Source organism: Clostridium sp. MF28 (genome assembly GCF_002969175.1).
Classification (GTDB): Bacteria; Bacillota; Clostridia; order Clostridiales; family Clostridiaceae; genus Clostridium; species Clostridium beijerinckii.
Map to the genome: position 1 here is coordinate 4267215 of NZ_CP014331.1, position 13338 is coordinate 4280552.

The 13338-nt window shown below is 29.3% G+C and carries 12 protein-coding genes (1 of these 12 cut by a window edge); all 12 read left to right on the forward strand.

The annotated features are described in order from the left end of the window. Positions 1-16: 16 nt before the first annotated feature. Complete coding sequence (locus tag AXY43_RS18725; RefSeq protein WP_105411959.1) at positions 17-1216, forward strand: 5-bromo-4-chloroindolyl phosphate hydrolysis family protein; 1200 nt, start codon at positions 17-19, stop codon at positions 1214-1216. A 27-nt stretch (positions 1217-1243) separates the two neighbouring features. Further along, the gene (locus AXY43_RS18730; RefSeq protein WP_011968098.1) at positions 1244-2389 is read left to right on the forward strand and encodes a toxic anion resistance protein; all 1146 of its coding nucleotides are present in this window, start codon (positions 1244-1246) and stop codon (positions 2387-2389) included. A 333-nt stretch (positions 2390-2722) separates the two neighbouring features. Then, on the forward strand, positions 2723-3622 hold the full coding sequence (locus AXY43_RS18735) for a chemotaxis protein (RefSeq protein WP_023976690.1): 900 nt from the start codon (positions 2723-2725) through the stop codon (positions 3620-3622). Between the two features lie 544 nt (positions 3623-4166). Continuing rightward, positions 4167-5408, forward strand: coding sequence for a L,D-transpeptidase family protein (locus tag AXY43_RS18740; RefSeq protein WP_242986311.1), 1242 nt, complete (start codon positions 4167-4169; stop codon positions 5406-5408). 293 nt (positions 5409-5701) lie between these two features. Beyond that, positions 5702-7084, forward strand: coding sequence for a L,D-transpeptidase family protein (locus AXY43_RS18745; protein ID WP_105411961.1), 1383 nt, complete (start codon positions 5702-5704; stop codon positions 7082-7084). Between the two features lie 318 nt (positions 7085-7402). Further along, complete coding sequence (locus AXY43_RS18750) at positions 7403-7714, forward strand: PTS sugar transporter subunit IIB (protein ID WP_017209485.1); 312 nt, start codon at positions 7403-7405, stop codon at positions 7712-7714. 291 nt (positions 7715-8005) lie between these two features. Next, on the forward strand, positions 8006-9151 hold the full coding sequence (locus AXY43_RS18755; protein ID WP_023976687.1) for a pyridoxal-phosphate-dependent aminotransferase family protein: 1146 nt from the start codon (positions 8006-8008) through the stop codon (positions 9149-9151). A gap of 29 nt (positions 9152-9180) precedes the next feature. Next, entirely contained in the window at positions 9181-9714 is a 534-nt protein-coding gene (locus AXY43_RS18760; protein ID WP_017209487.1) for an ECF transporter S component, read from the forward strand. A 186-nt stretch (positions 9715-9900) separates the two neighbouring features. Next, complete coding sequence (gene rpiA, locus AXY43_RS18765; protein WP_023976685.1) at positions 9901-10581, forward strand: ribose 5-phosphate isomerase A; 681 nt, start codon at positions 9901-9903, stop codon at positions 10579-10581. A gap of 47 nt (positions 10582-10628) precedes the next feature. After that, complete coding sequence (locus AXY43_RS18770; protein ID WP_011968106.1) at positions 10629-11597, forward strand: Gfo/Idh/MocA family protein; 969 nt, start codon at positions 10629-10631, stop codon at positions 11595-11597. A 30-nt stretch (positions 11598-11627) separates the two neighbouring features. Next, on the forward strand, positions 11628-12503 hold the full coding sequence (locus tag AXY43_RS18775; RefSeq protein ID WP_011968107.1) for a MurR/RpiR family transcriptional regulator: 876 nt from the start codon (positions 11628-11630) through the stop codon (positions 12501-12503). Positions 12504-12588: 85 nt separating this feature from the next. Further along, on the forward strand, positions 12589-13338 hold the 5' portion of the coding sequence (locus tag AXY43_RS18780; protein ID WP_105411962.1) for an aldo/keto reductase. The gene runs 171 nt beyond the window's last position; the window shows 750 of its 921 coding nt (coding positions 1-750); its start codon is at positions 12589-12591; its stop codon lies beyond the right edge, outside the window.

Genomic DNA, 13338 nt, shown 5'->3' on the forward strand with positions numbered 1-13338 from the left:
ATTTGGAGGCAGGGGAATGGATAAAAAAGATTTTTCTAATTTAGAAAAGCAAATTAGAGATACAATAAAAAATGCATTCGATGTCATAGATTTTGCTAAGATAAAAAAAGATATTGATGATAAAGCTCAAGAAACTGTTAGAGAGACAAGAAATAAATTTGTAGATAAATCACAGTATTTTGATAAAAAGATAAAAGATGAATTAAAAAATAGATATAAAAATATCGCGAATGTTGTTCCAAAATCTGAAGATAAAATACAAAAATATATTGCTAAGAGACCAGTTGGAAGTATATCAGGAACATTGTATACAATATTTGGATCTATATTAAGCGGAATATTAGGAATATTAATAATTTCATATTCAATACTTATTTCTTTTAAGAGTGAATTTTTAATGAGTAATTTGATTAGCTTAGGAATATTGTTTTCTTTTCTTGCGGCGAGTGGAGCTTTTACTTTAAGGGGTATAAATTTAAGAAAGAGAGCGAAGCGTTTTAAAGAATATGTGAAATTGCTACGAGGTAATAGCTATTCTTCCATTAGTGAATTAGCTGAGGCTGTTAGGAAAAAAAATAAATTTGTAGTTAAAGATTTAAGAAAAATGATTGAATTAAATATGTTTCCACAAGGACATATTGATGATAAGCAGACTTATTTCATGTTAAATAATGAAGTTTATGAGAATTATTTGACTTCACAGGAATCTTTGAAGAAAAGGAATGAAGATGAATTAAAAAAACAAGAGGAGCTAAAAAAAGACTTCAATGATCCAATGAAGATGGAACTAAGGAATACAATTGAAATGGGAAGGGATTACATTAAACAAATAGGAGACATAAGTAGTTCTATAGATAAAGAAGAAATTTCTAAAAAATTAAATAGGCTCCAAAATATTATAAATCAAATACTTAAGTATGTTGAGCAGAATCCTAAAAAGCTTCAAGAAGTTGATAGATTTGCAAAACACTATCTGCCTATGACTTTAAAGCTTCTTAATGCATATAAAGAATTGAATGAGCAGCCGGTTCAGGGTGATAATATAAGAAATGCAAAAAATGAAATTGAAAAGACTTTGGATACCATAAATAATGCATTTGAAAAGTTATTAGACGATTTATTTGAAGAAATAGCATTAGATATTTCTACAGATATTTCTGTTCTTGAAACACTATTTACTCAAGAAGGTCTCAAAAAAGATGATTTCAAAAAATAGGACTTGAACTAAAAGGAGGAATTAAAAGTGAATGATGGATTTAAGGAAGATATAGATATGATGCCAAGTTTAACATTTGAACCTTTTGAAGAGGAAGTTACTGATGTAAAGGTAGAAGAAAGTAAGAAGAAAGAAATTTTTGATGAAAGCTATTTAACAGAAGATGAGAAGAAGATGATTAATGAATTTGTAGATAAAATAGATATAAATAATACAAATTCAATTCTTCAATATGGAGTAGGAGCTCAAAAGAAGATTGCAGATTTTTCTGAGACAGCATTAAATAACGTTAAAACAAAAGATTTAGGCGAAGTCGGGGAAATGTTAACAAATGTAGTGTGTGAGCTTAAAAATTTTGAATCTGTAGAAGAAAAAAAAGGATTTCTAGGTCTTTTTAAGAAATCTGCAGAAAAGATTTCGCAAATGAAAGCAAAGTATGAAAAGGTTGAAGGGAATATTAATAAAATTTGTAGTGCTCTAGAAAATCATCAAATACAGCTTTTGAAAGATATTGCTATGCTTGATAAAATGTATGAAATAAATAAGGTATATTTTAAAGAACTTTCTATGTACATATTAGCTGGGAAAAAGAAGCTTTCAAAATTAGAAAAGGATGAGCTGCCTAAGTTAGCAGAAAGAGCAAGGATAAGTGGACTTCCAGAAGATGCTCAGGCGACAAATGATTTTGTGGCTCTTTGCAATCGCTTTGACAAAAAGATACATGATTTAGAATTAACTAGAATGATTTCACTCCAAATGGCACCTCAAATTCGTCTCGTTCAAAATAATGATTCATTAATGTCAGAAAAAATACAATCTACTCTTGTTAATACTATTCCACTATGGAAGAGTCAAATTGTATTAGCTCTTGGAGTAGCTCATTCAAACAATGCAGCCAAGGTTCAAAACGAAGTTACGAACATGACCAATGAGCTGTTACGTAAGAATGCAGAAACACTAAAGATGTCAACAATTGAGACAGCTAAAGAATCTGAGCGTGGAATTGTTGATATTGAGACTTTAAAGAATACAAATGAATCATTGATATCAACTCTTGATGAAGTTTTACGAATACAAATTGAAGGAAGAGAAAAACGTAAAGCTGCTGAAGCTGAATTACAAGAAATTGAAGGTAAATTGAAAGATAGGCTTCTGCAAATGAGACAAAGATAAAAAAATAATGTTTTCTGCTTTATCATTTTAAGGTAAAACAGTTTTATGTATCTTTCACAGTGAGTATGAATTTTAGTTTTTTTAATTACAAATTATCATGCATAAATGATATAATTAAAGAAGTTATATATGGCAACGATAATAGATGTAAGTATTTAATAAAAGTATAGGCATAAATAGAATAATATGTTTATTCAACATATACATAAGCTATAATTATGAATACGATATAAAACATAGGATCAATGCTATGATAACTATAAAAAAGTGAAAGGATATATTTTGCAAAATAATGCTACAATTACAAGATTTTAAGTAAGGGGGAGAGATATTATGAACAATAACATATTACTAGAATCGGGTACTGGGGAATTAGAAATAATAGAATTTATCGCAAATGGAAATCATTATGCAATTAATGTTGTAAAAGTTAAAGAGGTAATAGAGATGCCTTCAAACTTAACTAAATTGCCAGATCCTAAGCCAGAGATAGCTGGCCTCATACTATGCAGAGATGAGATACTTACTTTGATTGATTTAAAATACATATTAACAAAAAGATCGGCAGGAAAACTTGGATCAAAGGTTATAGTTTGTGAGTTTAATAAAATAAAAGTTTCATTTAATATTGATGATATAGTTGGAGTTCATCGTATAAGATGGGATGAAATAAGAAAACCTGATGATCTATCAGAAAACTCATTAGCTGTTGGAAATATACTTTTAAATGGAAAAGTATTAATTATGCTTGATTTTGAAAAAATAGTTACAGATATTTGTCCAAGTGTTGGAATAAGTGAAGATAGACTTATACAAGTAGATTATAAGGATAGATCATCTATAAAATTAGTTATGGCTGATGATTCTGCTTTAATTAGAAGGTTATTAAAAGATACTCTTACAAAAGCAGGATTTAAGAATTTAAGAATTTTTGATGACGGTAAACAAGCGTTAGATTTCTTCGAAGAATTAGCAAGAAATAAAGGTGAAAACTTTATTGAAGAAGCTCAATTACTTATTACAGATATAGAAATGCCTCAGATGGATGGGCTCACATTGACAAGAAAAATAAAAGAAAATGAAACATTGAAAAAGCTTCCTGTTGTAATATTCTCATCACTAATTACGGGAGAATTAAAACATAAGGGAGAATCAGTGGGAGCAAATGCACAGTTAAGTAAGCCAGAAGTAAGTGATCTTGTTGATACAATAGACAAACTATTAGGTGTTTAGAAAATGCATATTTAAAGTGTTTATCATTATGCCAAACACAACTAGAATAAGTAAATTTTAGATCTACTAAAATTAATCTAATTGGATAGTTAAAGGTATGGGTGAAAAATTCATACCTTTTTATTTTATATGAATTTAAGTTTGCAGATAAAATATGAAAAAGACTGATTAATAATTGAAAGTTGTATAAATGGAGTAAAATAGAAAATATATTTACTTGGGAATTTTTCTTACATACACTTAGAAATGCAGCTGATTAAGAAAATTTCTGACCATACAAGCAACTGAGATTTTGTTATTTAACATAAGTATGTAATTAACTTAAGAGAAATATTATATGACAATTGATTATTATATGGAAAATATTGTATAATATGTAATGTACAATTGTTAATAACATGTTATATTATTCAAGAGATTTTATATTTTACAAAGATCGTTTAAAGGGGGAATAATGTATATAGCAGCTTTACAATATTTATATAAAAATTTCTTGTATGTGCAAAAATTTAATATTAATAGAATCTTATATAAGGGGGTTTTTATGGAAGAAAAACAAAATAGATCTAATAAAATTGCTAAAGAGATGATAACCTTTTTCTATTGTCTGAGCATTGTATTTTTTATTTCTCTTATTAATAGTATAGGTGCATATGCTGAAACAACAAATGAAAAACAAAAGTTACCTGAAACATATGCATTAATATTACAGGAAAGAGGAGGAGCTCAGGAACAAATTAATGGAGCTGACATTGGTTTAAAAACTGATTCAGGTATCAAATTTGATAATAAATTGTTACAGGATTCTATAAATAAACTAAGTTGCTCTGATGATGGTAAGGTGGTTCAATCTGGAAATGCTACTTTAGTCTTAGTAAATAATAATTATGTAATATCAAAAGAAGTTTATGGAAACAAAGTAAACAAAGATATATTATACAAAAGCATAGTAAAAGCGATTCAAAATGGAGATACAACATTGAATTTAGAGGCTGCTAACTGTTACGAAAGTTCAGAGCCTAGATTTAAAATAAACTCCCCAGTAGTTGTTAGCGCTAGGGATACACTTAATAGGTATCTAACCTCTAAAATCACCTATAATTTTGGAGGATTAACACAATATTTAGATAGTTCAATAATAAAGAATTGGATTGGCGTTGATAGTAATTTTAATGTAACAATTGATGAAAATATGGTTAGAAACTATGTTGATAATATAGCAAATACTTATGCATCATCACTTGGTACAAGCATAAAGGTTAGTGGTGGAGATAATGGTAATAACCATAGTTGGATGATTAATGCTTCTGAAGAAACAAAAGCTCTGATAGATAATATAAAGAGCGGACAAACTATAAGTAAATATCCAATATATACTCAAACCTCTATATCCAGTTATTTTAGTAATGTTGGTGATACTTTTGTTGAAGTTGATAAAGGTAAACAACATTTATGGTTCTACAAAGATGGATATCTTGTTGTAGAAGGTGATCTAGTTACAGGTAATGAAAGTACTGGGCATGGAACACCAACAGGAGTGTTTTACTTAAATTCGAAACAAAGAGATTCAGTATTAATAGGTGAAGATTATGCATCACCAGTTAGCTTTTGGATGCCTTTTATTAAGAATGATATTGGTCTTCATGATGCTAGTTGGAGAGATGAATTTGGAGGGGAAATATATAAGACTGGTGGTTCACATGGATGTGTAAACCTACCATATTATGTGGCAAAGGCAATATTTGATAATATTAGCCCAGGCTGCCCTGTTATTGTTCATGAGTAATATTAGAGATATTTCTAATCAACACACGAGAGTAAAAAGCTCTATATTAATTATAATTAATGCAAAGGAAAGTTTTGATCTTTTTAGGTCAGAACTTTCCTTTTTTATAAATAATAATAAACATTTTATAATTATTAAATTCAATTTAAAATGTTCTAAATACAATTATAATTACATAATTATTAAAATATAAAACTTCAATAAAAGTTACTTAATATATTTTCTGTACAAGCTATAATTTTAGGATTTAAAAATGAAAATTGTAAGGTTGAATGATGTCAGGTGGGATAAGTATGATAAAACAAATATTACAATACATAAAATATCCAAAAAGAATAATGATGATTATTTGTGCCCTGGTAGCTATATATTCAATAGTTTCTATACATTTTATGAATCATTTTTATTTTGGTTCAACAATTAACAGAGTTGACGTCTCAGGTAAAACAGTGCGAGAGGCAGAAGAAGAAATATTATCTAAAATGGACACATATTCAGTGGAATTAGAAGAACGTTATGGTGCAAGGGAAGAAATAAAAGGAGCGGATATTAACTTAAGATATGATTTAGGAGACAAAATTAAAGAACTGAAAAGTAAGCAGATTTCATTTGCTTGGATTTTATCTTTTTTAGGAGAGAAGAATTATACAATTACGGATTCTGTATCATATAACGAAGATTTATTAAAGAAAAGCTTTAATAATCTTTCTTGTATAACAGGAAGCAGTGTAGTGGCACCTAAAAATCCTGAATTAGAATATAAAGATGATGGATATATAATTAACAAAGAGATATACGGAAATAGGATTAATAAAGATGCTTTGTATGAACACTTAATAAAGGCAATTGTTAGTGGGGAGAAGAAAATTAATTTAGAATCAATTAATTGCTATGAGAATCCTAAGTATGTATCAACATCTAAGGAAGTTTTAGACGCTAAAAATATACTCGATAAATATGCATCATCAAAAATTACATATTCCTTCGGCGAAGATAATGAAGTTATTGATGGATCAATAATACACAATTGGCTTAAAGTAGATCAAGACTATTTTGTTTCAATTGATGAAAAAAAAGTCTATGATTATATGGAGAAAATTGCTAATACGCATAATACATCAGGAAAAACAAGAGATTTCAAAACATCTTTAGGAACAATAACAAAAGTTAGTGGAGGAAATTATGGATGGGTAATTGATACTTCACAGGAGGCAAAAGAGTTGATTAAAGATATTGAGAAAGGAGAAAATATAGAAAAAGAGCCTATATATAAGCAAGTCGCTTTATCTCATGATAGTAATGACATAGGCAATACTTACGTGGAAATTAATATGAATATTCAACACTTATGGTATTACAAAAATGGAATACTTGTAATAGAAGGTGATGTTGTTACAGGTAATGCAAGCAGAGGATCTCCCACTCCAACTGGAGTTTATCGATTAAATTATAAGCAAAAGGATGCTACCTTGAAAGGTGAAAATTATAGTAGCTCGGTTTCTTTCTGGATGCCTTTTTATGGGAATGTTGGTATACATGATGCAAGCTGGAGATCAGAGTTTGGTGGAAACATATACAAAGCGAATGGTTCTCATGGATGCGTTAATGCACCATATTACCTAGCAAAGGTCTTATTTAATAATATTGAAGAAGGTACTCCGATAGTTTGCTATTAATTGCGGTTCTAAATGATTAAATTTATATAAAAGATTAATCGCAACTATCCTATTGAAGATAATCTTATCCTAGCTGGATATATCGGAAAACATTTACAAAGAAAATTTATTGTTATATAATAAATTCATACCGATCAATAAAAAGGAAAAATTAATATTTAATGGTTTTCCTATAATAGGGTTTTATTTGAACATAGCCAGGATTATTTAATAACAAAAAAGAGTTTAATTGATTAAATAATTAAATTAAGAAAATTTGTAAATACTTTAACTAAGTAATAACACTAGAATAAATACATTGTTTAGGAGGAATTAATTATGATAAAAATTAGATTATTTTGTGCAGCAGGAATGTCAACAAGTCTTTTAGTTAATAAAATGAAGGATGCAGCCAAGACTAAAGGTATAGAAGTAGATATTGAAGCTTTTCCAGAAAGTCAAATGGATAAAAATCTAGATGGCGTAAATGTTGCTTTGTTAGGACCACAAGTTGGATATACATTAGGAAAGGCAAAGAAAATTTGTGAGCCACTAGGAATTCCAGTAGATGTAATACCAATGGTTGATTATGGAATGATGAATGGTCAAAAAGTATTGGATTTTGCATTGAAATTAACAGAGAAGAAATAAATGCAAAATAAATCTAAGAATTCATAAAAAATTTTATAAATTCTATTAAATAAGCTTTCAAGTTATTTTTGAAAGCTTATTTTTTATTTTGTAGTAGATTATCATTAGAGAGTTTACGGATGCTATACCCTTTTAAGGCTTAATTTTATGAAAATGATCGATTTAGAAAGTTACATTTTAATAGAGAATTAAAAATAAAAAACATATTGTATCCGTACAATTTACTTTTTTTATTATATATGATATTTTAATTAATATTAAAATACAAAAGAAAGGAGGGGGATGCATTCTATGAATGAGAAATTTGTTTATGCTCCGGGTCCGACAAGTGTTAGAGAGAATGTAAGGTTAGAAAGAGCTAGGATAACTACTAATCCAGATGTAGACGAAGAATTTGTGGAATTCTATAAAAATACTTGTGATAAAATAGGAAAAATAATTGAGACAAAAAATCCGGTATATATACTAAGTGGGGAAGGTATTTTAGGATTAGAAGCGGCATGTGCATCTCTTACTGAACCAGGTGATAGAGTACTTGTTTTAGACAATGGAATTTATGGGAGAAGTTTTAAGGACTTTGTTGAAATGTACGGAGGAGAAGGGGTATATTTTTCGTGCGATTATAACAAAGCTATAGATGAAAGTAAGTTAAATGAATTTTTAAGTGTGGATCATGATTTTAAGTATGCAACAATAGTTCATTGCGATACGCCAACAGGAGTTTTAAATGATTTATCTAAGATATGTCCATTATTAAATGAGTATGGAATTTTAACTGTTGTTGATTCTGTTTCTGCAATGGGTGGAGAAGAAATAAGAGTTGATGATTGGAAGATTGATATAGCATTAGGTGGATCTCAGAAAGCATTTTCAGCTCCAGCTGGATTAACTATGGTAAGCATCAGCGAAAAGGCTAAAGAAGCAATGAAAAATAGAAAGACTCCAGTAATAGGGTTTTACTGTAATCTTAATATCTGGGAAAATTATTACGCAAATAAGTGGTTTCCGTACACAATGCCAATAAGTGATATCATGGGGTTAGATAAAGCGGTTGATAATATTTTGGATGAAGGAATTCAAAATGTGCTCAAGAGACATGAAAAAATAGCATATGCGACTAGGAAGGCTGTTAGTGAATTTGGACTTGAATTATTTTTAGAAGATGGTTATTCAAATACAGTAACAGCAGTCAAAATACCGGAAAACATAGGAGCTCAGAGGCTTAAAAATCATATGTTGAGTAAATACAATACTTTAATTATAACATCACTAAATCCATACGAAGATATAATTTTAAGAATAGGACACATGGGGGAGAATGCAAAAGTTGATAAGATTCTTTATGCATTAAATATAATTGAGAACGGACTAAAAGATCTAGGTTTTGAAAGTAATGGTGAATTAGTAAATTCATTTATTAGACACTTAAATAATTAATTATTAAATTAAGCAAGGTGGGGCAAGGAATGGAAATAAACAGAAGAAAAAGCAAATTTAAAACAAAAGACATGGTAGAAACAGCACTATTGACAGCGCTAGTATTTGTTGCAACAGCGTTTATAAATATTAGATTGCCGATATTAGCTACTGGCGGATTGGTTCATTTAGGAACTGTAATGTTATTTGTTACAGCAATTGTTTTTGGAAAAGAGAAGGGTGCTATAGCTGCTGCTGTAGGAATGGCAATATTTGATTTATCATCAGGATGGGCGCTTTGGGCTCCATTTACATTTATAGTAAGAGGAATTATGGGATATATGGTTGGTGCCATAGCGTGGAGTAGAAATGAAGAAGGTAATAGTATCGTACTTAATCTTTTGGCAATTGTGCTATCAGGTATTTGGATGATAGCAGGATACTACATTACTGAAGGAATACTTTATGGAAATTGGGCAGCACCAGTTGCATCAATACCTGGAAATGTGACTCAAATTGTTATTGGATTATTACTGGGATTACCTATTGCTAAAGTACTTAGAAGATATAAAAAGTATATTTAAATATGTAATAATGATGCTTTGAAGTGATTTATGATGCTTCAAAGCATCATTTTTTGCATTTGGTAAAGCATATAATAAATGATATGCTGCGGTGAAATTTTATTTCATAAATAATAATATTGACGAAATAAATATATCATATTATGATTATATTAACTTGATACTGTATTTAGGAGGATATTGAGAATGAGTGATAACGATTTAAAGAAAAATAGTGCTAAGGAAGCCATGAAATATATAAAAGATGGGATGATAGTAGGTCTAGGTGGAGGGAGGAGCATAGCTTATTTAATAGAATTTATAAAACAGGATAAAAATATTAACGTAAAGATAGTTACTCCATCAGTGAAAACAAAGATGCTTTGTATAGAAAAAGGTTTAGAAGTTTTGCACACAAGTTCTGTGGATAAAGTGGACGTTGCTTTTGATGGCTGTGACCAAGTTGATGAAAAATTAAATGCATTGAAAAGTGGTGGAGGAATTCATACTAAGGAAAAGTTAATTGCTAGTATGGCAGAAGAATATATTCTCCTTGTTGATGAAGCAAAAGTTGAAAAAGAGTTAACATTTAATGTTCCAGTAGTACTTGAAGTTTTAGAGGACTCTTTGAAGTATGTTGAAAAAAAAGTACTAGAGTTAAATGGGAAACCGGTGATTAGAAGTAGCGATATAAAAGATGGATTTACTATAAGTGATAATGGCAACCTATTAGTAGATGTATTCTTTAATAATGTAAAAGATATTCATAAACTAAATGATAATCTAATAAGAATTTGTGGAGTTATAGAAACGTCATTATTTACTAATGTAATCACAAAAGTGATTATTGCTAGTAAGGAAGGTATTAGGGAAATTTCACAAAAATAATTTAATTAAGAATGAAATTTAAAATTAAAACGTATGAGGTGAAGGATATGAATAAAATAAATTGGGCAGTACTAGGGCCAGGAACAATTGCAGCAGATTTTGCAAAGGCCATAAATGAAGTGAATGGGAAGATATATGCGGTAGGTTCAAGAAATATTGAAAAGGCAAGGGATTTTGCTAATAAATATAACATAGAAAAAGCTTACGGAGATTATGATGAGATGCTAAAAGATGATAATATAGATGTCGTTTATATAGCGACGCCTCACTGTAATCATTATGAATATATAATTAAGAGTCTTAATAATAATAAAAACGTATTTTGTGAAAAAGCAATTACTGTAAATGGAAAGCAATTGAAAGAAATAGTTGAATTAGCAAATGAGAAAAAATTAATAGTGGCAGAAGCAATGACTATTTATCATATGCCGTTATATAAAAAGTTACGTAAAATTGTTGATGATGGCAAGCTTGGAAAGATTAAAATGATTCAAGTTAACTTTGGAAGCCTTAAAGAGTATGATGTGACAAATAGATTTTTTAGCCCAGATTTAGCAGGAGGTGCCCTTCTTGATATAGGAACATATGCATTGTCATTTACAAGGTACTTTCTCTCTAGTCAGCCAGAGGAAATTTTAACTACAGTTAAGAAATTCGAAACTGGAGTGGATGAGCAGTCAGGTATAATTCTTAAAAATTCTGATGATGAAATGGCAGTTATATCATTAACTATGAGAGCAAAACAGCCAAAGAGAGGAATTGTATGTGGAGAATTAGGATATATAACTGTTGAAAATTTTCCAAGAGCAGATAAAGCAACAATTACATATCCTGATGGAAGTGTAGAAATTATTGAAGAAGGCCATGGTTCAAAAGCATTAGAATATGAAATTGAATGCGTAAATAGTATGGTAATGAGTAAAACAGGTAATGATACTTTAAGATTGTCTGTTGATGTCATGGATATAATGGATGAGGTAAGGAAACAATGGAATTTAAGCTATACTTTTGAGTAAGAAGTTTTATGAATTAATTACTTGAATACGATGATTAAGGGAGTAATTATTAAAGTGAGAGAGATAGAAAAGAGTGTTCTAGATAAAATTCTTTGCATTTATAAAAGCTTACATGAAGCAGAAAAAAAGATTGCTGATTATATAATTAATAATAAAGAAAGAGTCATTGAAATGACTGTTTCTGAGTTAGCATTAGAAAGTAGTGTTAGTGAAGCTACAATAGTTAGGTTCTGTAAAAAATGTGATTTAAAAGGTTTTTATGATTTGAAAATTAAAATAGCTAAAGAAATGGTTAATTTAAAAAGTAGTAATATATCAAATGAATTAGATTCCAATAATATAATGCAATCACTTCAAAATATATTAGCAAATAAAATTGAAGAATTGAAACAAACAATTTCAATGATGAATGAAGGTAATATAAAAAGAATATTAGAAGCAATTAAAGGAGCAAGAATTGTTCAATTTGCAGCGGTTGGTAATACAATACCTGTAGCAATGGATGGAGCATATAAGTTTAATCAGTTGGGAATATCATCTGTTACTAATACCATATGGGAAACACAACTTGCATTTTCATATACTTTAACTAAAGAAGATGTAGTTATAGTAATATCTAATTCAGGAGCTTCAAAAGAGCTTGTAGCTTTACTTGAAATTGCTAATGAAAGACAGGCAACAACTATTTCTATAACTAATCATGAGAATTCTCCTGTTGCCAACAAAAGCAAATATCATATAAATACTTCAACAAGAGAGAAACTATTTCTAGATGAGTTTAGCTTTTCTAGAGTATCGGCTATGGTTGTTATAGAAATCTTATACTTACTTTTAACAAGGGATAAAGAAGATGCATATAATTGGATTAGTCAACACGAACAATCTATTGCAGAAGGAAAGATATAAGGAGAAATTACAATAGAGGGATATAGTAGATATTTTATTCAAAATTTTAAATAGATATTAGATTTGAAGAAGGAAGGGTATAAAGATGAATAATATAAATATTGGGAATAGCGTAATCAAAGCTTCTGAAATTGGGCTTGGATGCATGCGAATGGCATCAGTTGAAAGGAACGAGGCGGAAAAGATCATCAAGACGTCGTTAGAAGAAGGAATTAATTTCTTTGATCATGCTGATATATATGGGGGAGGAAAATCAGAAGAAGTTTTTGCAGATGCAATTAAAATGGATTCTTCCATAAGAGAAAAAATGGTCATTCAGACTAAGTGTGCTATAGTACCAGGAATAATGTATGATTTTTCAAAAGAACATATCTTAAATTCAGTAGATGCTAGTTTAAAGAGATTAAAAACAGATTATGTAGATACATTACTTCTACACCGTCCAGATACGCTTATGGAACCTGAAGAAGTTGCAGAAGCTTTTTCTAAATTGCACGAAAGTGGAAAAGTAAAATATTTTGGAGTAAGTAACCATACTGCAATGCAAATAGAATTACTTAACAAATATTTGAATAACAAAATAATTATAAATCAATTGCAATTTAGTATAATGCATACAGGAATGATAGATGCAGGATTAAATATGAATATCAAAAATGATGCTTCTATAGATAGAGATGGGGGAGTATTAGAATATTGTCGTCTTAAAGATATAACTATTCAAGCATGGTCTCCTTATCAATATGGTTTCTTTGAAGGCGTATTCTTAGATAATGATAAATTCCCAGAATTAAATAAGAAGATTAATTCAATAGCAGAAAAGTATGCAGTAACT

Bases quoted from the DNA above. Each gene is read 5' to 3' on its own strand.
- AXY43_RS18725 (WP_105411959.1), top strand. From the start codon at position 17: ATGGATAAAAAAGATTTTTCTAATTTAGAAAAGCAAATTAGAGATACA.
- AXY43_RS18760 (WP_017209487.1), top strand. From the start codon at position 9,181: ATGGAAATAAACAGAAGAAAAAGCAAATTTAAAACAAAAGACATGGTA.
- AXY43_RS18755 (WP_023976687.1), top strand. From the start codon at position 8,006: ATGAATGAGAAATTTGTTTATGCTCCGGGTCCGACAAGTGTTAGAGAG.
- AXY43_RS18740 (WP_242986311.1), top strand. From the start codon at position 4,167: ATGGAAGAAAAACAAAATAGATCTAATAAAATTGCTAAAGAGATGATA.
- AXY43_RS18735 (WP_023976690.1), top strand. From the start codon at position 2,723: ATGAACAATAACATATTACTAGAATCGGGTACTGGGGAATTAGAAATA.
- AXY43_RS18750 (WP_017209485.1), top strand. From the start codon at position 7,403: ATGATAAAAATTAGATTATTTTGTGCAGCAGGAATGTCAACAAGTCTT.
- AXY43_RS18775 (WP_011968107.1), top strand. From the start codon at position 11,628: ATGATTAAGGGAGTAATTATTAAAGTGAGAGAGATAGAAAAGAGTGTT.
- rpiA (WP_023976685.1), top strand. From the start codon at position 9,901: ATGAGTGATAACGATTTAAAGAAAAATAGTGCTAAGGAAGCCATGAAA.
- AXY43_RS18745 (WP_105411961.1), top strand. From the start codon at position 5,702: ATGATAAAACAAATATTACAATACATAAAATATCCAAAAAGAATAATG.
- AXY43_RS18770 (WP_011968106.1), top strand. From the start codon at position 10,629: ATGAATAAAATAAATTGGGCAGTACTAGGGCCAGGAACAATTGCAGCA.